General features: G+C 70.8%; 21 protein-coding genes. 11 read left to right on the forward strand and 10 right to left on the reverse strand.

All coding sequences use genetic code 11. From position 1 onward, the window contains the following. Nucleotides 1–4: 4 nt before the first annotated feature. Nucleotides 5–958, reverse strand: coding sequence for a hypothetical protein (locus tag ABEA26_RS02915; protein ID WP_345588872.1), 954 nt, complete (start codon nt 956–958; stop codon nt 5–7). Nucleotides 959–1039: 81 nt separating this feature from the next. Between ABEA26_RS02915 and ABEA26_RS02920 the strand changes: the two genes are divergently transcribed. Beyond that, nucleotides 1040–1234 carry a DUF3046 domain-containing protein gene (locus ABEA26_RS02920; protein ID WP_345588874.1) on the forward strand — a complete coding sequence of 65 codons (195 nt, stop codon included), beginning with the start codon at nt 1040–1042 and terminating at the stop codon, nt 1232–1234. Nucleotides 1235–1325: 91 nt separating this feature from the next. Beyond that, entirely contained in the window at nt 1326–2597 is a 1272-nt protein-coding gene (locus ABEA26_RS02925; RefSeq protein ID WP_345588876.1) for an AI-2E family transporter, read from the forward strand. Nucleotides 2598–2696: 99 nt separating this feature from the next. Here the strand turns inward: ABEA26_RS02925 and ABEA26_RS02930 are convergent, their stop codons facing one another. Further along, complete coding sequence (locus ABEA26_RS02930) at nt 2697–2897, reverse strand: type II toxin-antitoxin system VapB family antitoxin (RefSeq protein ID WP_345588878.1); 201 nt, start codon at nt 2895–2897, stop codon at nt 2697–2699. A gap of 278 nt (nt 2898–3175) precedes the next feature. Between ABEA26_RS02930 and recA the strand changes: the two genes are divergently transcribed. Beyond that, the gene (gene recA / locus ABEA26_RS02935; protein ID WP_345588880.1) at nt 3176–4300 is read left to right on the forward strand and encodes a recombinase RecA; all 1125 of its coding nucleotides are present in this window, start codon (nt 3176–3178) and stop codon (nt 4298–4300) included. Between the two features lie 3 nt (nt 4301–4303). After that, on the forward strand, nt 4304–5212 hold the full coding sequence (recX, locus tag ABEA26_RS02940) for a recombination regulator RecX (RefSeq protein ID WP_345588882.1): 909 nt from the start codon (nt 4304–4306) through the stop codon (nt 5210–5212). A 257-nt stretch (nt 5213–5469) separates the two neighbouring features. Here recX and ABEA26_RS02945 read toward each other — a convergent pair whose 3' ends face one another. The 5 genes from ABEA26_RS02945 to ABEA26_RS02965 form a co-directional block, all read right to left on the reverse strand. Next, nucleotides 5470–7116 carry an FAD-dependent monooxygenase gene (locus ABEA26_RS02945; protein ID WP_345588883.1) on the reverse strand — a complete coding sequence of 549 codons (1647 nt, stop codon included), beginning with the start codon at nt 7114–7116 and terminating at the stop codon, nt 5470–5472. Nucleotides 7117–7292: 176 nt separating this feature from the next. Continuing rightward, nucleotides 7293–8171, reverse strand: coding sequence for an amino acid ABC transporter permease (locus ABEA26_RS02950; RefSeq protein ID WP_345588885.1), 879 nt, complete (start codon nt 8169–8171; stop codon nt 7293–7295). After that, the gene (locus ABEA26_RS02955; protein ID WP_345588887.1) at nt 8168–8833 is read right to left on the reverse strand and encodes an amino acid ABC transporter permease; all 666 of its coding nucleotides are present in this window, start codon (nt 8831–8833) and stop codon (nt 8168–8170) included. Before ABEA26_RS02955 ends, ABEA26_RS02950 begins: the two co-directional genes overlap by 4 nt. 84 nt (nt 8834–8917) lie before the next feature. Beyond that, complete coding sequence (locus ABEA26_RS02960; protein WP_345588889.1) at nt 8918–9760, reverse strand: glutamate ABC transporter substrate-binding protein; 843 nt, start codon at nt 9758–9760, stop codon at nt 8918–8920. Nucleotides 9761–9899: 139 nt separating this feature from the next. Further along, entirely contained in the window at nt 9900–10676 is a 777-nt protein-coding gene (locus ABEA26_RS02965; protein WP_345588891.1) for an amino acid ABC transporter ATP-binding protein, read from the reverse strand. A gap of 288 nt (nt 10677–10964) precedes the next feature. On the opposite strand from ABEA26_RS02965, the gene ABEA26_RS02970 reads away from it, so the two are divergent. Then, nucleotides 10965–11651 carry a response regulator transcription factor gene (locus tag ABEA26_RS02970; RefSeq protein WP_345588893.1) on the forward strand — a complete coding sequence of 229 codons (687 nt, stop codon included), beginning with the start codon at nt 10965–10967 and terminating at the stop codon, nt 11649–11651. 9 nt (nt 11652–11660) lie between these two features. After that, nucleotides 11661–13148 (forward strand): HAMP domain-containing sensor histidine kinase, encoded by a 1488-nt coding sequence (locus tag ABEA26_RS02975; protein WP_345588895.1) that lies wholly within the window; start codon nt 11661–11663, stop codon nt 13146–13148. Between the two features lie 55 nt (nt 13149–13203). Here the strand turns inward: ABEA26_RS02975 and ABEA26_RS02980 are convergent, their stop codons facing one another. Then, the gene (locus ABEA26_RS02980) at nt 13204–14199 is read right to left on the reverse strand and encodes a TAXI family TRAP transporter solute-binding subunit (protein WP_345588897.1); all 996 of its coding nucleotides are present in this window, start codon (nt 14197–14199) and stop codon (nt 13204–13206) included. Nucleotides 14200–14307: 108 nt separating this feature from the next. On the opposite strand from ABEA26_RS02980, the gene ABEA26_RS02985 reads away from it, so the two are divergent. After that, the gene (locus ABEA26_RS02985; RefSeq protein ID WP_345588898.1) at nt 14308–14736 is read left to right on the forward strand and encodes a pyrophosphohydrolase domain-containing protein; all 429 of its coding nucleotides are present in this window, start codon (nt 14308–14310) and stop codon (nt 14734–14736) included. Nucleotides 14737–14901: 165 nt separating this feature from the next. On the opposite strand, the gene ABEA26_RS02990 is transcribed toward ABEA26_RS02985, so the two are convergent. Next, nucleotides 14902–16161, reverse strand: a complete 1260-nt coding sequence (locus ABEA26_RS02990; protein WP_345588900.1) for a cation:proton antiporter — start codon at nt 16159–16161, stop codon at nt 14902–14904. Between the two features lie 4 nt (nt 16162–16165). After that, entirely contained in the window at nt 16166–16651 is a 486-nt protein-coding gene (locus ABEA26_RS02995) for a cation:proton antiporter regulatory subunit (RefSeq protein ID WP_279564759.1), read from the reverse strand. Nucleotides 16652–16753: 102 nt separating this feature from the next. Here ABEA26_RS02995 and ABEA26_RS03000 point away from each other — a divergent pair, with 102 nt between their 5' ends. From ABEA26_RS03000 to ABEA26_RS03015, 4 genes are all read left to right on the forward strand, one after another. Beyond that, on the forward strand, nt 16754–17872 hold the full coding sequence (locus ABEA26_RS03000; RefSeq protein WP_345588902.1) for a HAMP domain-containing sensor histidine kinase: 1119 nt from the start codon (nt 16754–16756) through the stop codon (nt 17870–17872). Beyond that, entirely contained in the window at nt 17872–18531 is a 660-nt protein-coding gene (locus ABEA26_RS03005; RefSeq protein ID WP_345588903.1) for a response regulator, read from the forward strand. Before ABEA26_RS03000 ends, ABEA26_RS03005 begins: the two co-directional genes overlap by 1 nt. Before the next feature lie 77 nt (nt 18532–18608). After that, the gene (miaB, locus tag ABEA26_RS03010; protein WP_345588905.1) at nt 18609–20126 is read left to right on the forward strand and encodes a tRNA (N6-isopentenyl adenosine(37)-C2)-methylthiotransferase MiaB; all 1518 of its coding nucleotides are present in this window, start codon (nt 18609–18611) and stop codon (nt 20124–20126) included. 49 nt (nt 20127–20175) lie between these two features. Further along, nucleotides 20176–20904: a class III extradiol dioxygenase subunit B-like domain-containing protein gene (locus ABEA26_RS03015; RefSeq protein WP_345588907.1), complete on the forward strand. Its 729-nt coding sequence runs from the start codon at nt 20176–20178 to the stop codon at nt 20902–20904. The last annotated feature ends 183 nt before the right edge of the window (nt 20905–21087 follow it).

A 21087-nucleotide genomic window follows, 5' to 3' on the forward strand; every position in this document is an offset into this window, starting at 1 on the left:
TCAGTCAGTCGAAGGAGCGGCCGTACGCGCGGAGCGTGCGCAGGGCCTCCAGCGTCACCCCGGGACGGGCCTCCAGCGTGGCGGCGGGTACCCAGTGACGGTCGCGGACGGGCCAGCCGCCGTCCTCCCCCTGCTCCGCCGCGAGGAAGTCGAGCGAGCGGGCCATCTCGCCGTCCGTGAACCACGCGCGTGCGAGTGAGTGCGGGTTCCTCGCGTAGTCGTGCGGGAAGCGGTGCGCACTGCGGGCGTGGCCCGGGGGGACCGGACACGCGTCGAGGTCGTCCGGGTCGAGGACCGCGAGGCCCTGTTCGCGCACCAGTCGGCCCAGCCGGTCGGACGCCGCCTCCGCGCGCGGACGGTCGGGGGCGGTGTCCAGGAAGGCCACGGCGGCCTCGACCTCGTACGGGTGCGAACTTCTCAGCGACTCGGCCGCCTGCCAGCAGAAGTCCGTGGCCCGGAAGAGCCAGGCGTGCCAGACCTCGTTACGGTGCAGCAGGCCGACCACCGGGCCCGTGACGAGCAGCTCGCCGGGCGGATCGTCGACGACCGGTACGAAGGGGGCGGCCGGATACCCGCGCAGGCTGGGGTGGGCCGCGGGCAGGGCACCGTCCGGAGTGGACACCGAGGTCAGGTAGCGGCACATCCGCTCCACGCGCTGTCCACCACAGCCCCCGACGGCGTCCAGGACGCGCAGGGCGTGCGCGGTGTGCAGTGGCCGGCTGACCGGACCGCGCAGACCGGGCTCGAGCGCGTGACCGTATCCGCCGTCCTCGTTGCGGTAGGCGTCCAGCGCGGTCTCCACCGGACCGGCGCCGCCGCCGCGGAAGTGGTACGCGAAGAGGCGCTGCTCCAGTACGCGCGCGGTGAGCCAGACGAAATGCTCCGCCCGCGCGAGCGGTGAGCGTGCCGGAGGAGTCGGGGGCGTCGGGGGGAGTGGGGAAGCTCCGGTTTCGGCCATGGGTCAGACGGTAGGGCGGAAGGCGGCCCCGGCACCCGGTCCCGGCGCAGGGCCCACTCTCAGGGGCGGGATACTGGAGTCATGCGGTTGACGGTCTTCTGGGAGCGGATGGCGGATCATTTCGGTCCGGGCTACGCCGACACCTTCGCGCGCGATCACGTGATGGCGGAGCTGGGCGGACGTACGGTGCACGAGGCGCTGGACGCCGGCTGGGACGCCAAGGACGTGTGGCGGGTGGTCTGCACCGTCATGAACGTGCCGCAGGAACAGCGCTGACCGGTGACGAACGGCCGCAGGATCAGCGCTGATGCGTCACGAAGATCACGGGTGGGACTCCGCCGCCGGTGTCGTGGGCGAAACTTGGTCCGTGGCACCCACTGACGAGACCGGGCAGGCGACCCGGCACGCATCCCCGGCCGGTACTACGCCGCCCACCGACCCCCCGGTCGGCGGCACCGCCGGGCCGGGCGCACGCATGCCGCGCTGGCTTCCGCGCGCCATGGTGCTGGCCCTGTCGCTCATCGCAGTCTTCCAGTTGGGCAGCTGGGCCTTCCACGAACTCACCGGCCTGCTGATCAACGTCCTCATCGCGTTCTTCCTGGCGCTCGCCATCGAACCCGCGGTGAGCTGGATGGCCGGGCGCGGCATGCGCCGCGGGCTGGCCACCTTCCTCGTCTTCCTCGCCGTGCTGATCGCCACCGCGGGGTTCGTCACGCTGCTCGGTTCCATGCTCGCGGGCCAGATCGTCAAGATGGTCGAGGACTTCCCGGAGTACCTCGACTCCGTCATCAACTGGGTCAACGGCCACTTCCACACCGAGCTGAGACGGGTCGACATCCAGGAAGGCCTGCTCCGCTCCGACTGGCTGCGCAACTACGTGCAGAACAGCGCCACGGGCGTCCTGGACGTGTCGGCCCAGGTGCTCGGCGGCCTCTTCCAGCTGCTGACGGTCCTGCTGTTCTCCTTCTACTTCGCCGCCGACGGTCCCAGGCTGCGGCGCGCGCTCTGCTCCGTCCTGCCGCCCGCCCGGCAGGCCGAGGTACTGCGCGCGTGGGAGATCGCCGTGGACAAGACCGGCGGCTACCTGTATTCGCGCGGTCTCATGGCGCTGATCTCCGGCATCGCGCACTACATCCTGCTGGAGGTCCTGGGGGTGCCATACGCCCCTGCGCTCGCCGTGTGGGTGGGCCTGGTGTCGCAGTTCATCCCTACCATCGGCACCTATCTCGCGGGCGCTCTGCCCATGCTGATCGCCTTCACGGTCAACCCGTGGTACGCGATGTGGGTACTGATCTTCGTTGTGGTCTACCAGCAGTTCGAGAACTACGTACTGCAGCCCAAGCTGACGTCCAAGACCGTGGACATCCACCCGGCGGTCGCCTTCGGCTCGGTCGTCGCGGGCGCCGCCCTGCTCGGTGCCGTCGGCGCGCTGATCGCCATCCCGGCGATCGCCACGCTGCAGGCGTTCCTCGGGGCGTACGTCAAGCGTTACGACGTCGCGGACGATCCGCGCGTCCACGGACGCCGGAATCGCCGGCCGGGTCCCGGGGCCCCCACTCGCCTGCGGAAACTGTGGGCCCGGCGGCCGGAGCCCGGGAGCCCCGGGACGGAGGGGGCCGGAGACGGCGGCTCCTCGTGAGGGGCCGCGTTCAGTAAGGGGCCGGTCCGGCGCGGTACGGGAGAGCGGCCGGGCGGTGCGGAGCCCGGGCGACGGGTGTGGCTTCGCGGGCGCGGGGGATCAGGCCTGCGGCTCCTGCGGCTTGGCGTCGACCTCCCGCAGGTTCCGGTCCTTGGACTCGGTACGGGTCTCCGTGCGGTGGCCGCGGGCGATGTAGTCCCGCACCACCGCCTCGACGGCGTCCTGGGGCGTGCCGATGCCCGCCAGGACCATCACCTCCACCACCAGTTCCGCGTCGAGACTGATGCTGACCTGGGCCATGGTGTCCCCCTCCTCCACGTCGCGTCCGCACTCTAGCCACCTGGCCGCCGGCCCGGCAGACGTACGCTCGTAGGTGCTCGTGATGCGCTTGACACAAAAATCGAACATCCATTCTTATGGAGGCTCTGGCGAGGCTCGTGACGGGTGATTCGACTGGGTTTGTACGGAAAGAAGACCGAGTTATCCACAGGACGGACCCGCATCAGGGTGGATTGTCAGTGGCAGGCATTAGCGTCTTTGACGTGAAGCGATCGAATCAAGCAAACCGGGTGGAACCCATGGCAGGAACCGACCGCGAGAAGGCCCTGGACGCCGCGCTCGCACAGATTGAACGACAGTTCGGCAAGGGCGCGGTCATGCGCATGGGTGACCGGTCGAGGGAGCCCATCGAGGTCATCCCGACCGGGTCGACCGCGCTCGACGTGGCCCTCGGTGTCGGCGGCCTGCCGCGCGGCCGCGTCATCGAGGTCTACGGCCCCGAGTCCTCGGGCAAGACGACCCTGACCCTGCACGCAGTGGCGAACGCGCAGAAGGCCGGTGGCCAGGTCGCGTTCGTGGACGCGGAGCACGCCCTCGACCCCGAGTACGCGCAGAAGCTCGGCGTCGACATCGACAACCTGATCCTGTCCCAGCCGGACAACGGTGAGCAGGCCCTGGAGATCGTGGACATGCTGGTCCGCTCCGGCGCCCTCGACCTCATCGTCATCGACTCCGTCGCAGCCCTCGTGCCGCGCGCGGAGATCGAGGGCGAGATGGGTGACAGCCATGTCGGTCTGCAGGCCCGTCTGATGAGCCAGGCCCTGCGGAAGATCACCAGCGCCCTCAACCAGTCCAAGACCACCGCGATCTTCATCAACCAGCTCCGCGAGAAGATCGGCGTGATGTTCGGTTCTCCCGAGACCACGACCGGTGGCCGGGCCCTGAAGTTCTACGCCTCGGTGCGACTCGACATCCGACGCATCGAGACGCTGAAGGACGGCACCGACGCGGTCGGCAACCGCACCCGCGTCAAGGTCGTCAAGAACAAGGTCGCGCCGCCGTTCAAGCAGGCCGAGTTCGACATCCTCTACGGTCAGGGCATCAGCCGCGAGGGCGGCCTGATCGACATGGGCGTGGAGCACGGCTTCGTCCGCAAGGCCGGCGCCTGGTACACGTACGAGGGCGACCAGCTCGGCCAGGGCAAGGAGAACTCGCGCAACTTCCTGAAGGACAACCCCGACCTGGCCAACGAGATCGAGAAGAAGATCAAGGACAAGCTGGGCGTCGGCGTACGTCCCGAGGAGCCGGCCACCGAGCCGGGCACGGACGCCGCCTCCGCCGCCCCGGCCGACGCCGCACCCGCAGTGCCCGCCCCCGCGACCGCCAAGGCCACCAAGTCCAAGGCCGCGGCAGCCAAGAGCTGACCCGTGACACGACGAACCGACTGGGCCGAGTACGCCTACCCGGACAACGCCTCGCGGGAGCGCGAGCGAGGGAGACCGGGCGCCGTCGGCTCCGCCGGGACGGAGGACGCCGCGTACGGGGTAGTGGCGGCTGCGGACGGGACGGACCTGTCCGTCGCCGCGGACGGCCCGGCTGCGGATGGCTTCGAACCGTACGGCGCCGACGTCCCGTACGACTCGGGCGTACCCGGTGACGGCGGGGCGCGCCACGGAGTCGGCGGGGTCCGCCACGGGGGCGGACCCCGCCGGGTGACGGGCGGCGGCGGAACGGGCGGCGGCGGGCGCGGACGCCGGCGGCGCGAGCGTGCGGAGCCGTCCACCGAGGACGGAGGTGCCACTTCCTCGTCGAGGGCCGAGAAGGGGGAGCCTCCGCGGGACCCGGTCGAGCAGGCACGGGCGATCTGCCTTCGCCTGCTCACCGGGACCCCGCGCACCCGCAAGCAACTCGCCGACGCCCTGCGCAAGCGGGAAATTCCCGACGAGGCCGCTGAGGAAGTGCTGTCCAGGTTCGAGGAGGTCGGCCTGATCAACGACGGCGCCTTCGCAGAAGCCTGGGTCGAGTCCCGGCACCACGGCCGCGGGCTGGCCCGGCGCGCCCTCGCCCGCGAGCTGCGGACCAAGGGCGTCGACGCCACACTCATCGACGAGGCAGTCTCGCAGTTGGACTCCGACCAGGAGGAGGAGACCGCACGCGAGCTGGTTGCCCGCAAGCTGCGCACCACCCGTGGCCTCGACCGCGACAAGAGGCTGCGCCGCCTCGCGGGCATGCTGGCCCGTAAGGGCTACCCCGAAGGCATGGCCCTACGGGTGGTCCGGCGGGCACTGGAAGAGGAGGGGGAGGACACGGAGTTCCTCGGCGACGAGGAATTCTGACCCAGCGCCGAGACCCGGCCGAGGTGCCGGGGAGCCGGTCGCCGTACTACTCCGTTGCCGTACTCCCTCGCCGCCGAGTCCGAGCCGGCGCCGCCCGACCCTCCACGAGTCAGATCTCTTCCGCCCCGCGCGGCCTCGACTACGAGCCACCGGCGACCACCCGGGCTGCCGATCACCCGGGACGGGCCGGTCGTCCGGGCTGTCGACCATCCGTCACGGCCGGGCACTCGGAACGGCCGGGCACTCGGAACCGCCGGTCAGCGGGAGCCGGCTGCGGCTCCCGCTCCCGCCTCCCTCTCCTTGGCCTCTGCGGCCTCCGCGCCCGGCGTGCTCCCCGCCCTCGCCCCGCCCAGCACCGCCTCCGCCGCCGCGTACAGGTCGGCTGGGCGCACCCCGTTCAGCGCCGTGACCAGGTGACCGTCGGGCCGTACCAACAACACCGTGTGCGCCGCGGCACCCGGGTAGGCCTCGGCGACCAGCAGTTCGGCGTGGTGGGGCAGCGCCGTCACCGCCGCCGCCAGCCGGGGCATGATCCCGGCGGTCACCCAGTGCTTGCGGTCCCAGACACCCGTACCCGGGGCGACCAGCAGCACCAGCAGCGCTCCGCGTCCGAGCCGGTCGCGCAGCTGTACGAACGTGCCGTCCTCCGCTGTCACCCGCACGTCGGTGACGGGCGCTCCGTGGGGAGTGGCGACGGGCACCTCCCCGGCGAGCTGCCCGGGCGCGAGCGGTGAGTCGGCGTACGCCCCCGGCGCACCGAGCGCTCCGCGCCCCAGGTGACCGTCCGCCAGCAGTGTGTCGTTGCCGCGGGTGGAGCCGGGGATGTAGGTACGCAGTCCTCCGCCGCCGCGCAGCAGCGGCAGTACCTGGTCGGCGGCGCGCAGTCGTGCGGCGATCGCCGTGCGCCGCTCCTGCTGGTAGCTGTCGAGCAGTGCGTCGCGTGGCCCGTGGTGCCAGGCCAGGGCCAGCTTCCAGGCGAGGTTGTCCGCGTCCAGCAGCCCTTCCTCGAATCCCTGTGTGCCCAGCGCGCCCAGCAGGTGGGCGGCGTCGCCGGCGAGGAGTACGCGGCCCACCCGCCAGCGGCGGGCCAGCCGGTGGTGGACCGTGTGGACGCCGGTGTCGAGGAGTTCGTACGACGGGGGCGGCCCGCCGGCCCAGCCGGTGAGTGTCTCGCGGACCCGGTTCACCAGCATTTCGGGCGTGACCAGGTCCTTGCCGGGGGGCAGCAGCCAGTCGAGGCGCCACACGCCGTTCAACAGGGGGCGGCCGACGATCTCGCCGGCCGACGGACCGGACGTACGCCATGGCGGCATCCGGTGGAGCAACGCCTCGTCGGCCCACGGGAGTTCCGTACGCAGTGCGGCGACGGCGTACCGTTCCACCCCCGTACGGCCGGGGAAGCGGATGTCCTGGAGCTTGCGGACGGTCGAGCGGGGGCCGTCGCAGCCGACCAGATAGCTGCCCCGCCACCAGGTCCCGCCGGGACCGCGGGTGTGGGCCGTGACGCCGGAGGCCTCCTGCTCGATCCCGTCCAGGCGGCTGTCGACCGAGATCCTGACGAGCGGCTCGCGGGCGAGCGCCGTGCGCAGGACCCGGGTCAGCTCGTGCTGCGCGATGTGCAGTGGCGCCGGGGCCGTGTCGCCGAACCCGACCTTCGCTGTCACCTGCTTGCGCCGCATCGACCGCCATCCGGCCCAACGCAGACCCAGCCCCGCCAGTGGTGTGCCGGTCAGCCGCTCGACGAGGGCGACGGCGTCCTCGCGCAGGACGACGGTGCGGGCGGGGCGGGGTTCGTCCTTGCCCGGCCCTTCGTCGAGGACGACGCAGGGCACCTCCTGCCGCGCCAGTGCCAGGGCGAGCGTGAGCCCGACGGGCCCCGCTCCCGTGATGATCACCGGGTCCACGGTGCGGAGCCCCCTGCCCGTGTCGGTGTCCCGGGGGACGCAGGTGAACAGGACGTTGGAGCAGGGTGCACGGTCACAGAACGTATGCAACCTACTGCCGCTGTCCGCGTCAAGCGACGGAGGCCGTGGCGATCACGCCACGACCTCCGTCGATGGTCATACGAGTTGACCGAGTGTCAGACTGCTGCTCCCGTGTTCGCCGGGGTGTCGTCCGCCTTGAGTACCGCACCGGTCGACTTCTTCGCCCGCCGGAGCCGGCGCTCCAGCCAGCTCGCGAAACTCGTGAGGAGGAAGTTGAGCGCGATGAAGATCACGGCGACCACGGTGAAGCTGGCGATGACGTTGGCGCCGTAGTAGGCGCTCATCGTGTTGGCCGACGCGAGCAGTTCGGGGAAGGTGAGAACGGCACCACCGAGCGCGGTGTCCTTCAGGATGACGACGAGCTGGCTGACGATGGCCGGCAGCATCGTGGTGACCGCCTGCGGCAGCAGGATGGTCCGCATCACCTGGCCCTTGCGAAGGCCGATCGCCATCGCCGCCTCGGACTGGCCCTTGGGCAGGGCCAGGATGCCCGCCCGGACGATCTCCGCGAGGACCGAGGCGTTGTACAGCACGAGTCCTGTGACCACCGCGTACAGCGGGCGGTCGTCCGAGCTGACGTTGGTGTACTCGGCGAACAGGGCGAGGCCGAAGATCATCAGGACCAGCACGGGGATGGACCGGAAGAACTCGACCACGATCGAGGCCGGCACCCGTACCCACACGTGGTCCGACAGCCGGGCGATGCCGAGGACCGCGCCGAGCGGCAGCGCGATGACCACCGCGAGGGCGGCTGCCTTCAGGGTGTTCTGCAGGCCCGGCCAGATGTAGGTGGACCAGGCCTCGGAGCCGGAGAAGAACGGCTTCCACAGGGCCCACTCGAGCTGGCCCTTTTCGTCGAGGGTGCTGAACACCCACCACAGCAGGGCCGTGAGGGCCGCCACGAAGACCACCGTGAAGACGATGTTGCGCCGCTTCGCGCGGGGGCCCTGGGCGTCGTAGAGAACGGAACTCATCGCTTCACCGCCACCTTCTTGCCCACCCAGCTGAGAATCAGGCCGGTCGGCAGCGTCAGAACCACGAAACCGAAGGCGATGACCGAGGAGATCAGCAGCAGCTGTGCCTCGTTCTCGATCATCTCCTTCATCAGGAGGGCCGCCTCGGCGACACCGATGGCCGCGGCCACCGTGGTGTTCTTGATGAGCGCGATCAACACGTTCGCCAGGGGGACGACGGAGGAACGAAACGCCTGCGGCAGCACCACGTGCCGCAGCACCTGGCCGAAACTGAGCCCGATCGCCCGGGCCGCCTCCGCCTGCCCGACCGGCACCGTGTTGATGCCGGAGCGCAGCGCCTCGCAGACGAAGGACGAGGTGTAGAGAATCAGACCGAGCACGGCGAGCCGGAAGTTGATCGTCTCGACGGTGTCCGCGCCGAGGGACACTCCCAACGTCTGGTTCAGGCCCAGCGACGTGAACAGGATGATGACGGTCAGCGGGATGTTCCGCACGGTGTTCACGTACGCGGTCCCGAAGCCGCGCATCAGCGGCACCGGGCCGACCCGCATGGCTGCCAGTGCGGTGCCCCAGATCAGGGAGCCGACGGCCGACAGCACAGCAAGCTGCACCGTCGTCCAGAAGGCTCCCAGCAGGTCGTAATCCTTAAGAAAGTCGAACACGATCTCCCGCGCTTCCGCGTGTAGGGATGCCCGCCCCGGTGCGCCGTCCCTTCCGGAGGACGGCGCACCCTGTCAGGCCCGGCTTCAGCTCTTGATGTCGCCGATCTTCGGCGCCGGCTCGTTCTTGTAGTTGGCCGGGCCGAAGTTGTCCTTCACGGCCTTGTCCCAGGACTTGTCGGAGACCATCTCCTCAAGAGCCGTGTTGATCTTGTCCTTGAGGTCGCTGCCCTTCTTGACGCCGATGCCGTAGTTCTCGTTCGTCAGCTTGAAGCCGCCGAGCTTGAACTTGCCCTCGAACTGCTTCTGGGAGGCGTAACCGGCGAGGATCGAGTCATCGGTGGTCAGCGCGTCGATGGCGCCGTTCTGCAGACCGGGCAGGCAGGCCGAGTACGTCGGGTAGGGCTGCAACTGCGCCTTGGGCGCCAGCTTCTCCTTGACGTTCTGGGCCGACGTCGAGCCGGTGACCGAGCAGAGCTTCGCGTCGTTCAGGTCCTCCGGGGACTTGATCTTGTCGTCGTCGGCGCGGAGCAGCACGTCCTGGTGAGCGAGCAGGTACGGGCCGGCGAAGTCGACCTTCTCCTGGCGCTGCGGGGTGATCGAGTACGTGGCGGCGATGAAGTCGACGTCACCGCGCTGGAGCATGGTCTCGCGGTCGGCGCTCTTCGACTCCTTCCACTCGATCTGCTCCTCGGTGTAGCCGAGCTTCTTGGCGACGTACGTGGCGACGTCCACGTCGAAGCCCTCGTAGCCGTCCGGGGTCTTCTGGCCGAGACCCGGCTGGTCGAACTTGATGCCGATGGTGATCTTCTTGTCGCCGCCACCGGAGGAACCGCTGTCGTCGCCGCCGTCGTCGGAACCGCACGCGGTGGCGGTCAGGGCGAGGGCGAACACGGCGGCCGAGGCGGCGGTGACCTTGCGGAGCTTCATGGTGAACATCCTTTGGCTGTGATCGAGTTGCGATCGAGCTGTGATCGCACGATCAGAGGATCAGGCGATCGGACGCGGCCGCCGCCGGGGCGGGCCGCCAGGGCGGGCGACGCGGTACGCCGCGGCCGCGCCGGGAGCGTCAGTGGTGCAGGATCTTCGACAGGAAGTCCTTGGCGCGGTCACTGCGCGGATTGCTGAAGAACTGGTCCGGCGTGGCCTCTTCGACGATGCGGCCGTCCGCCATGAACACCACGCGGTTGGCCGCCGACCGGGCGAAGCCCATCTCGTGCGTGACCACGATCATGGTCATGCCGTCCTCGGCGAGCTGCTTCATGACCTCCAGGACCTCGTTGATCATCTCGGGGTCGAGAGCCGACGTCGGCTCGTCGAACAGCATGACCTTCGGGTCCATGGCCAGCGCCCGCGCGATGGCGACGCGCTGCTGCTGACCGCCGGAGAGCTGCGCGGGGTACTTGTCCGCCTGGGCGCTCACACCCACGCGGTCGAGCAGGGCGCGGGCCTTCTCCTCGGCCGCCTTGGCGTCGCTCTTGCGGACCTTGACCTGGCCCAGGGTCACGTTCTCGAGCACGGTCTTGTGCGCGAAGAGATTGAAGGACTGGAAGACCATGCCGACGTCGGCCCGCAGCCTGGCGAGCTCCTTGCCCTCCGCGGGAAGGGGCTTGCCGTCGATCGCGATCGATCCTGAGTCGATGGTCTCCAGGCGGTTGATGGTGCGGCACAGGGTGGACTTACCGGACCCGGAGGGTCCGATGACCACGACAACCTCGCCGCGGGTGATCGTCAGGTCGATGTCCTGGAGCACGTGCAACGCGCCGAAGTGCTTGTTGACACTCCTCAGGACGACCAGTTCGCCGGTCGCGGCCACATCTTCCTTGGCCACCGATACTTCGGTCATCGCTCTCGGGCTCCGTCCTCCTCGGTTTCGGAGGACAGTAGTAACGCCGGACGACCTGCGTCTCTACATCTGAGGGGAATCTGAGCATCACGATCCGATAGCAATCGGACACGAGTCGTAGCACTTGTGAGCAGGGCTCATATCGGCCGGATAACTTCGAGCGGCCGCAACCGGAACCCTCTTGACGCCGTCCCCCTCCATCGGCGTCACTGCACAGGGTGGACGCGCGTGTGCACGCGTCTTTCTACCTGTGCCAGGAGTACGGCCGATGAACCGAAGGAGGCCCGGATGAGACTGCTGCTCGTCGAGGACGACAACCACGTAGCCGCCGCTCTGTCCGCGATCCTCGCGCGGCACGGCTTCGACGTCACCCACGCGCGCAACGGCGAGGAGGCACTCCAGGCGCTCGTCCCCGAGAGCGACTGCTTCGGCGTCGTTCTGCTCGACCTCGGCCTGCCCGACCAGGACGGCTACGAGGTCTGCGGCAAGATCCGCAAGCGCACCAGCACCCCGGTCATCATGGTCACCGCCCGCGCCGACGTCCGCTCCCGCATCCACGGCCTCAACCTCGGGGCCGACGACTACGTGGTCAAGCCCTACGACACCGGAGAGCTGCTCGCCCGTATCCACGCCGTCAGCAGGCGCACCGTCCACGAGGACGCCCCGGGGAGCGCCGGGACCGTGGTGCGCCTCGGAGCGGTGCACATCGAGCTGTCCACGCGCCAGGTCAGTGTGGACGGCTCGGTTGTCCAACTCACCCGCAAGGAGTTCGATCTCCTCGCCCTGCTCTCACAGCGTCCGGGAGTGGTCTTCCGTCGGGAGCAGATCATCAGCGAGGTGTGGCGCACCAGCTGGGAGGGGACCGGGCGCACGCTGGAGGTGCACGTCGCCTCCCTGCGCTCCAAGCTGCGCATGCCGACGCTCATCGAGACCGTCCGCGGCGTCGGCTACCGCCTCGTCGCCCCCACCGCGTAGCGGGGCCGGGTGAGCACACGCCTGCTCCCGCTGCTCATCGTCCTGATGGCGGCCGTACTGCTCGCGCTCGGTGTCCCGCTCGGCATCAGCGGTGCCCGCGCGGAACAGCAGAAGGTCGTCATCGACCGCATAGACGACACGGCACGCTTCGCCGCGCTCGCCCAGTTCGTCACCGAGGACGTGCCGGGCGGATCGCGGCGGACGAGCACGGACGAACGCCTGGAGACTCTACAGACCGAACTCACCAGTTACCACGAGGTCTACGGCATCAAGGCGGGCGTCTTCTACCGCAACCACATCCCCATGGCCAACGCGCCCACGACCTGGTTCCTGCCCCAGACGGGCGAGGTGCGCGACTCCTTCGACGAAGCACTTCTCAGCCGCCGCAGTCACGACCCGGAGCAGGTGTGGCCCTGGGAGGACGGCCGGCTCGTGGTCGCCTCGCCGGTCATCCGGGACGGGGACGTGGTCGCGGTCGTGGTCACCGACTCGCCCACCGACTCCATGCGGTCGCGCACCCTGCGCGGCTGGCTGGTCGTCGGCGCCGGGGAGATCGCCGCGATGCTGCTCGCCGTCGGGGCCGCGCTCCGGTTGACCGGCTGGGTGCTCAGGCCGGTACGCGTCCTGGACGCCACGACCCACGACATCGCCACCGGCCGGCTCAAGTCCCGGGTCGCGCCGGCCGGGGGGCCGCCGGAGCTCAGACGCCTGGCCCGGTCGTTCAACGAGATGGCGGACCACGTGGAGGACGTGCTGGAACAGCAGCGTGCCTTCGTCGCCGACGCCTCGCACCAGCTGCGCAACCCCCTCGCGGCACTGCTGCTGCGCATCGAACTGCTCGCCCTCGAACTGCCCGAGGGCAACGAGGAGATCGCCTCCGTCCAGACCGAGGGCAAGCGCCTGGCCCGGGTCCTGGACGACCTGCTCGACCTGGCGCTGGCCGAGCACAGCCGGGCCGACCTCCAGGTCACCGACATCGGCGCGGTGGCCGCCGAGCGGATGGCGGCCTGGTCACCGACGGCCGAGGCCAAGGGTGTGCGGCTGGTCGGGGACTGCCCGCCGACCACGGGCTGGGCCGACCCGGTGACGCTGTCCAGCGCCCTGGACGCCGTCATCGACAACGCCGTGAAGTTCACGCCGGCCGACGAGACCGTCCGGGTCACGGTCGCCTCCACCGGTGACGCCGCGACCGTCGTCGTCACCGACAACGGCCCCGGGCTGACCGACGAGGAGCTCACGCGCGTGGGTGACCGTTTCTGGCGCAGCGGCCGGCACCAGAACATCAACGGCTCCGGCCTCGGCCTGTCCATCTGCCGGGCACTGCTCGCGGCCGGCGACGGCTCGGTCTCCTTCGGCCACCACGAGCCGCACGGCCTCGAAGTGACGGTCACGGTGCCGAGATCCGGGCCGATGTCTGGGGCTGGTGCTGGTGCTGGTGCTGGTGCTGGGACTGGGGCTGCGGCTGGATCGGGGTCGGGCGCGCGGACGGAGCCGTAGCAGTCACGGGCTCACCACCGACCGGCGGTCCCGGGCAGCGTCGTGGCACTCCGGACTACGGCTTGACCGACCGGTAGTAGCGCCGGGCACCCTCGTGCAGTTCCAGCGGGTCGGTGTAGATCGCGGTACGCAGGTCCACCAGTTGCGCGGAGTGGACGGTCGCTCCGATGCCGTCGCGACTGTCGAGCACCGTCCTGGTCAGCCACTCGGTGAGCCGCGGATCCAAGTCCGCGCGCGTCATCAGCAGGTTGGACACCGCCATCGTGGGCACCACGGAACCGTTCTGCACGGTGGGATAGGCAGACTCCGGCATGTTGGTGGTGCGGTAGTAGCGGGTGGCACCGCCGGATTCGTGCAGTTTGGTGACGAGGTCCTCGCCGATCGGGACGAACCGGAAGGCGGTGGTCCTTGCTATCTGCTTGAGCCCGTCCGTCGGCACCCCGCCCGACCAGAAGAACGCGTCGAGCTCGTCGCCCAGCCGTCCGGGTCCGGTGTCGATCCCGTCCGCATGGGGCGTGATGTCCCTCTCCGGGTCGATGCCCACGGCCTTCAGCAGCCGGGTGGCGATCAGCCGTACGCCCGAGTTCGGCAGCCCGATGGCCACCCGCTTGCCGCGCAGGTCGGCCACGGTCTGGATGTCCGAGTCACTCGGCACCACGAGCTGCACGTAGTCGTCGTAGAGACGGGCCACACCGCGCAGCCCCTCGGCGCCGGGACGGTCGGCGATCTTGTATGTCTCCACCGCGTCGGCCGCCGCGATGGTGAAGTCGGCCTCCCCGGACGCCACACGCTCGACGTTCTCCTGCGAGCCCGCGCTGGTGGTCAGCCGCACCTTCAGGCCGGGCATGTCCTTGCGCAGCTCGGCGCGCAGCAGCTCGCCGTACTTCTGGTAGACCCCCGCGCGGGTGCCCGTGCTGAAGGTGATGGTCCCGCCCGGCGGTTCCTCGCCCAGCGGCAGCAGCCACCACAGCAGCAGCCCGAGGGTAACGGCACCGGCGACCGCACCCTGAACGGCCCGGCGCCTGCCGATACGGGAGAACAGCGTGGACATGGGCGCGATCCTGCCAGTCCGCAACACCGCTGACCAGGGCCGAGCTCACACAGAGGCCGCTCGGGCGTCCGGGGCCGGTTGTCAGTGGCGCTCGCTACAGTCGTCGGCATGAGTTCCTCGCCCGCCGACCTGGTCCGCGCCTTCCATCTCGCCTTCGGGCTGGACGCCCGCAGTGCTCCGACCGAGGTCTCGCCCGACCTGGCCGCCCACAGGGGCGAGCTGCTCGCGGAGGAGGCCGCGGAGGCCGCCGAGGTGTCGGTGACGGGCCCGCTCGACCGGCTCGCGCACGAACTGGCCGACGTGGTCTACGTCGCGTACGGCACGGCCCTCGTCCACGGCATCGACCTGGACGCGGTGATCGCCGAGGTCCACCGCGCCAACATGACCAAGCTGGGACCCGACGGGCGGGTCAGCCGCAGAGCCGACGGAAAGGTCCTCAAGGGCGACCACTACGAGGCACCGGACGTGCCGGGCATCCTGCGCAGGCAGGGGTGGACGCCCCGGACGCCGGAAGCCGAGGACGTGTCGGGCACCTGACGCGGGCGGGCGGGCGGGCGGGCGGTTCGGATCGGGGGCGCGGGCCGGTGCGGGCCTGCGGAACTGCGCACGGCTGCACCGGGGTCGTCGTATCCGGGTTGCCACACCGGCACGGCCGGAGGAGGACGAACCCCGGCACCTGCGTGCCGGGGCCGATGGGCGAGGTCAGTCGCCCACCGAAGCCTCCGCCCCCGTCGTCCGCGGCGTCCCGTCGGTCCCGGCCTTCCCGTCACTCCCGCCGGGTAGGCCGGCGGGACGGTCGGGATTGCCGCGGTGGCGGAAGAGACGGCTCGCCAGCGGCTCGGTGAAGCGGGCGGTGAGGGGACCGAGGACGACCAGGATGAGGACGTAGGCCGTGGCCAGCGGACCCAGGGACGGTTCGATACCGGCCGAGACCGCGAGGCCCGCGATGACGATCGAGAACTCGCCCCGGGCCACCAGCGCGCCGCCCGTGCGCCATCGGCCCTTGACGGAGATCCCCGCGCGCCGCGCCGCCCAGTACCCGGTGGCGATCTTCGTCACGGCGGTGAGCAGCGCCAGCGCGAGCGCGGGCAGCAGGACCGGCGGAATGCTGGCCGGATCGGTGTGCAACCCGAAGAAGACGAAGAAGACGGCCGCGAACAGGTCCCGCAGCGGGCTCAGCAGCGTGTGCGCACCCTCCGCGACCTCCCCGGACAGCGCGATGCCCACCAGGAACGCCCCCACCGCGGCCGACACCTGGAGCTGCTGCGCGACGCCCGCGACCAGGATCGTCAGGCCCAGCACCACCAGCAGCAGCTTCTCCGGGTCGTCGCTGGAGACGAACCGCGAGATCAAACGGCCGTAACGCACGGCCACGAACAGCACCAGACCCGCCGCGGCCAGCGCGACCGCCAGCGTGATGCTGCCGGTCATCAGCCCGGCCCCGGCGACCAGAGCCGTGACGATCGGCAGGTACACCGCCATCGCCAGGTCCTCCAGGACCAGCACGCTCAGGATCACCGGGGTCTCCCGGTTGCCGACACGGCCGAGGTCTCCGAGCACCTTGGCGATGACCCCGGACGACGAGATCCACGTCACTCCCGCCAGTACGACGGCGGCCACCGGGCCCCAGCCCATCAGCAGCGCGGCCACCGCACCGGGCACCGCGTTGAACGCGCAGTCGACGAGGCCGGCCGGATAGTGGGACTTGAGGTTGGTGACCAGGTCACCGGCCGTGTATTCGAGACCCAGCATCAGCAGCAGCAGGATGACGCCGATCTCGGCGCCGGTGGCGACGAACTCCTCGCTCGCGCCCAGTGGCAGCAGCCCGCCCTCGCCGAACGCCAGACCGGCGAGCAGGTACAGCGGGATGGGGGAGAGGCGGTACCGGCCGGCGAACCGGCCGAGCAGTCCGAGCCCCAGAATGATGGAACCGAACTCGATCAGCAGAACCGCGGAGTGCACCGGCTCACTCCTGCCCGAGTATCGTCGCGGCCGCGTCGACGCCCTCGCGGGTGCCGATGACGATCAGAGTGTCACCACCCACCAGACGGAAGTCCGGCGCCGGAGACGGAATCGCCTCGGCCCGCCGCAGCACCGCGACGATCGACGCGCCGGTCTCGGTGCGCATGCACGTCTCGCCCAGCAGCCGCCCGTTCCAGCGGGACGTCGCGGCCACCTCGATCCGCTCGGCGACCAGCCCCAGGTCCGTGGTGTAGAGGAGGTTCGCGCTGTGGTGGGACGGCTTCAGCGCGTCGATCAGCGCGCCCGCCTCCGGGCCGGCCAGCCTCAGCGAGTGGGCGCAGGAATCGGGGTCGTCGGCCCGGTACACGTTCACCGTGCGGGTGCCGTCGCGGTGCGCCACCACCGACAGGTGGCGGTGTTCGCGGGTCACCAGGTCGTACTGGACCCCGATACCCGGCAGCGGCGTCGCCCTCAGGCGTGGAGCTGACACGAGTTTTCCCCTCATTCGTCCTGCGTCTCTTGCTGCGCCCTGCGCACGTGCGTGACGTGCTCGCGGCCTCGCCATGCTGTCATCCGCACGTACGGTGGCGATATGGGTGTCGTGACGGATATACGCAGCCGCCGGCGTGCGGCGAGGCTGGTCGAGGCGGTGTCGTGCGCGAAAGCCGGGAGGAGCGGGAAGAGGACCGTGTCGCTGTTCTGGCGGATCTTCCTGCTCAACGCCGCGGGCCTGGTCGTCGCCACCGCACTCCTGCTGGGACCGGTCACCGTGTCGACGCCCGTCCTGGTCGGTGAGGCCCTGGTGCTGCTGGCCGGCCTCGCGGCGCTGCTGGCCGGCAACGCGGTCGTCCTGCGCCTGGGACTCACCCCGCTGCACCGGCTCGGCCACGCCATGGCCACCGCCGACCTGCTGGTGCCCGGGGCCCGGCCGGAGGTTGCCGGACCGGCCGAGGCGGCGCAGCTGATCGCGACGTACAACACGATGCTGGACCGGCTCCAGGCCGAACGCGCCGCGGGCGCCGGTCGCGCGCTGCAGGCCCAGGAGGACGAACGCCACCGCATCGCGCGCGAGCTGCACGACGAGGTGGGCCAGACCCTCACCGCAGTCCTCCTCCAGCTCAAGCGGGTCGCCGACCGGGTACCCGCGGAGCTGCGCGAGGAGGTGTCCCTGTCGCAGGAGGCCACCCGGGCCGGCCTCGACGAGGTCCGCCGCATCGCCCGCCGCCTGCGCCCGGGTGTCCTGGAAGAGCTCGGCCTCGCCAGCGCCCTGCGCTCGCTCGCCGCCGAGTTCACCCACCACGGGCTGACCGTCCACCACCAAGTCCCCGGCGATCTGCCTCCGCTCGCCCCGGAGTCGGAACTCGTGATCTACCGGGTCGCCCAGGAGGGCCTGACCAACACCGCCCGCCACGCCGCCGCCGACCGCGCGGAGCTCAGCCTCCGTCCGTTGCCCGGCGGCGTCGAACTGCTCGTACGCGACAACGGCACCGGCCTCGGCGAGGCCTCCGAGGGCGCCGGCATCCACGGCATGCGCGAACGGGCCCTGCTGATAGGAGCCGAGATCCATTTCGAACCCGCCCCCGGACGGGGCACCGACGTACGCCTGCACGTCCCGACCCCACCAGGGGACCGCACCGCGAACCGAGCCGAGGACACGCCGGGGGACACGGTTGGGGACCGGTCCTCAGACCGAACCGGAGACCGCCCCTGATGTCCGCCCGGCCCCCGATCCGCGTCCTGCTCGCCGACGACCACACCCTCGTACGCCGTGGCGTACGCCTCATCCTGGACGGCGAACCGGACCTGACGGTCGTCGCGGAGGCCGGGGACGGGGCCGAGGCCGTCGCGGCGGCACGGGCCACCGAGGTCGACCTGGCCGTCCTGGACGTCGCCATGCCCCGCATGACCGGCCTCCAGGCGGCCCGTGAGCTCTCCCGCCGCCTGCCCGAGCTGCGCATCCTCATCCTGACCATGTACGACAACGAGCAGTACTTCTTCGAGGCGCTCAAGGCCGGGGCCTGCGGCTACGTCCTCAAGTCCGTCGCCGACCGCGACCTGGTCGAGGCGTGCCGGGCGGCCGTACGGGACGAGCCGTTCATCTACCCGGGCGCCGAGCGGGCCCTGGTCCGCTCCTACCTGGACCGTCTGCACGGCGGCGGCGGCCTGCCCGAGCGGCCCATCACGGAACGCGAGGAGGAGATCCTCAAGCTCGTCGCCGAGGGACACACCTCCAAGGAGATCGGCGAGCTGCTGTTCATCAGCGCCAAGACCGTCGAACGCCACCGCGCCAACCTCCTCCAGAAGCTGGGCGTCCGCGACCGCCTGGAACTCACCCGCTACGCGATCCGTGCGGGCCTCATCGAGCCCTGACCCGCCCCTGACCAGCCTCGATCCCGGTTGTCCACAGGCGGCCCGGGCACCGTCGCCGACCGCCTACCCTTATTGCCATGAGCAGCATCGACCGGAGTCAGTCAGCGGGCGGCACACGCACCTATGAAGTACGCACCTACGGGTGCCAGATGAACGTCCACGACTCCGAGCGATTGTCCGGTCTGCTGGAGGACGCGGGCTACGTCCGCGCTCCCGAGGGGGCCGACGGCGACGCGGACGTCGTCGTCTTCAACACCTGCGCCGTACGGGAGAACGCCGACAACAAGCTGTACGGCAACCTCGGCCGCCTCGCCCCGAGGAAGGTCAGCCGGCCCGGAATGCAGATCGCGGTCGGCGGCTGCCTGGCGCAGAAGGACCGCGACACCATCGTGAAGCGGGCGCCGTGGGTGGACGTCGTCTTCGGCACGCACAACATCGGGAAGCTGCCCGTCCTGCTGGAGCGCGCCCGCGTGCAGGAGGAGGCGCAGGTCGAGATCGCCGAGTCCCTGGAGGCGTTCCCGTCCACGCTGCCCACCCGGCGCGAGAGCGCCTACGCGGCCTGGGTCTCCATCTCCGTCGGCTGCAACAACACCTGCACCTTCTGCATCGTCCCGGCCCTGCGCGGCAAGGAGAAGGACCGCCGACCCGGCGACGTCCTCGCCGAGGTCGAGGCTCTGGTCGCCGAGGGCGTCAGTGAGATCACCCTCCTCGGGCAGAACGTCAACGCCTACGGTTCCGACATGGGCGACCGCGAGGCCTTCAGCAAGCTGCTGCGCGCCTGCGGCACGATCGACGGCCTGGAGCGCGTCCGCTTCACCTCCCCGCACCCGCGCGACTTCACGGACGACGTCATCGCCGCCATGGCCGAGACGCCGAACGCGATGCCGCAGCTGCACATGCCCCTCCAGTCCGGTTCCGACCCGGTGCTGAAGGCGATGCGCCGTTCCTATCGCCAGGACCGCTACCTGGGCATCATCGAGAAGGTGCGTGCCGCCATCCCGCACGCGGCCATCACGACCGACATCATCGTGGGCTTCCCCGGCGAGACCGAGGAGGACTTCGAGCAGACCCTGCACGTGGTGCGCGAGGCCCGCTTCGCCCAGGCCTACACCTTCCAGTACTCCAAGCGGCCCGGCACCCCGGCCGCGGAGATGGACGACCAGATCCCCAAGGCGGTCGTCCAGGAGCGCTACGAGCGTCTCGTCGCCCTCCAGGAGGAGATCTCCTGGGAGGAGAACAAGAAGCAGGTGGGCCGCACCCTGGAGCTCATGGTCGCCGAGGGCGAGGGCCGCAAGGACGGCGCCACCCACCGCCTCTCCGGCCGCGCCCCCGACAACCGCCTGGTGCACTTCACCAAGCCCGGCCAGGAAGTCCGCCCGGGGGACGTGGTGACGGTCGAGATCACCTACGCCGCTCCGCACCACCTCCTCGCCGAGGGTGAGGTGCTCGGCGTGCGCCGCACGCGCGCGGGTGACGCCTGGGATAAGCGCAACACGGCCGAGCAGGCCAAGCCCGTGGGTGTGATGCTCGGCCTGCCGAAGATCGGCGCTCCGGAGCCCCAGCCTGCCGTGGCGGGTGGCTGCGGCTGCGACTGACCGCGGGGCGGGCGGCCGTGGCCGCGGGCACGGGGCTACGCTGCCGATCATGCTTGTCGCCGCCGCCGTCTGTCCCTGCCCGCCGCTCCTCGTTCCGGAGGTCGCCGCGGGTGCCGCGCCCGAGCTGGCCGCCGCGCGTGCCGCGTGCGCGGACGCGCTGGGGGTGCTCGCCGCCGCCCAGCCCGACCGGCTCGTGGTCGTCGGCCCGGGCGACGGTGCCGGACCTGCCGCCTATCCGCAGGGGACACGAGGTTCCTTCCGCGGCTTCGGCGTAGACCTTGAGGTGAGCCTGGGCCCGGACCGCGGTACGCAGGAGCGGAGCGAGTCGGAGCGGGCGGAGCTGCCGTACGGGCTGGCCGTGGGTGCCTGGCTGCTCGGTCGCACCGGGTGGGCCGACGCTCCCGTCGAGGGCATCGGCGTGGGGGAGTCCCTCCCCGCCGAGCGCTGCGCCGCCATCGGACGGGACCTCGCCGAGCGGGATGGGCGGATGGCCATGCTGGTGCTGGGAGACGCCAGTGCCTGTCGCACACTCAAGGCCCCCGGGTATCTCGACGAGCGGGCGGCGCCCTTCGACGCGGAGGCGGGGCGTGCACTCGGAGCGGCGGACGTGGCGGCTCTCGCGGCCCTGGACGTCGCACTGGCCCGCGAGCTGAAGGCGTCCGGTCGGGGGCCCTGGCAGGTCCTGGCGGGCGCGGCCGAGGGCACGGGCCTCGCCGGCGCGCTGCTGTACGAGGAGGCGCCGTACGGGGTGGGGTACATCGCGGCCACCTGGTCGTAGTCGGGCCGATACCCGGAGGCGTCAGAGCGGCGAGTGACGCCGCAGGTCCCCAGACGTCGGCAGAGGGCGCCCGTGGGACGTCGGCGTCGGTCGCATGCCGAGTCGGCGGACGGCCCGGAGCTGAGCCGCTCGTGACCGTCCGCCGTCGTGCCGGTGACTCGCCGGTGCGTCGGGGCCCGTGGG

It is taken from the genome of Streptomyces marokkonensis (genome assembly GCF_039539045.1).
GTDB classification, from domain to species: domain Bacteria; phylum Actinomycetota; class Actinomycetes; order Streptomycetales; family Streptomycetaceae; genus Streptomyces; species Streptomyces marokkonensis.

Coding starts and splice junctions, on each gene's coding strand:
- ABEA26_RS02915 (WP_345588872.1), bottom strand. CDS start 958: ATGGCCGAAACCGGAGCTTCCCCACTCCCCCCGACGCCCCCGACTCCT.
- ABEA26_RS02920 (WP_345588874.1), top strand. CDS start 1,040: ATGCGGTTGACGGTCTTCTGGGAGCGGATGGCGGATCATTTCGGTCCG.
- ABEA26_RS02930 (WP_345588878.1), bottom strand. CDS start 2,897: ATGGCCCAGGTCAGCATCAGTCTCGACGCGGAACTGGTGGTGGAGGTG.
- recA (WP_345588880.1), top strand. CDS start 3,176: ATGGCAGGAACCGACCGCGAGAAGGCCCTGGACGCCGCGCTCGCACAG.
- ABEA26_RS02950 (WP_345588885.1), bottom strand. CDS start 8,171: ATGAGTTCCGTTCTCTACGACGCCCAGGGCCCCCGCGCGAAGCGGCGC.
- ABEA26_RS02960 (WP_345588889.1), bottom strand. CDS start 9,760: ATGAAGCTCCGCAAGGTCACCGCCGCCTCGGCCGCCGTGTTCGCCCTC.
- ABEA26_RS02965 (WP_345588891.1), bottom strand. CDS start 10,676: ATGACCGAAGTATCGGTGGCCAAGGAAGATGTGGCCGCGACCGGCGAA.
- ABEA26_RS02970 (WP_345588893.1), top strand. CDS start 10,965: ATGAGACTGCTGCTCGTCGAGGACGACAACCACGTAGCCGCCGCTCTG.
- ABEA26_RS02980 (WP_345588897.1), bottom strand. CDS start 14,199: ATGTCCACGCTGTTCTCCCGTATCGGCAGGCGCCGGGCCGTTCAGGGT.
- ABEA26_RS02985 (WP_345588898.1), top strand. CDS start 14,308: ATGAGTTCCTCGCCCGCCGACCTGGTCCGCGCCTTCCATCTCGCCTTC.
- ABEA26_RS03000 (WP_345588902.1), top strand. CDS start 16,754: ATGGGTGTCGTGACGGATATACGCAGCCGCCGGCGTGCGGCGAGGCTG.
- ABEA26_RS03005 (WP_345588903.1), top strand. CDS start 17,872: ATGTCCGCCCGGCCCCCGATCCGCGTCCTGCTCGCCGACGACCACACC.
- miaB (WP_345588905.1), top strand. CDS start 18,609: ATGAGCAGCATCGACCGGAGTCAGTCAGCGGGCGGCACACGCACCTAT.
- ABEA26_RS03015 (WP_345588907.1), top strand. CDS start 20,176: ATGCTTGTCGCCGCCGCCGTCTGTCCCTGCCCGCCGCTCCTCGTTCCG.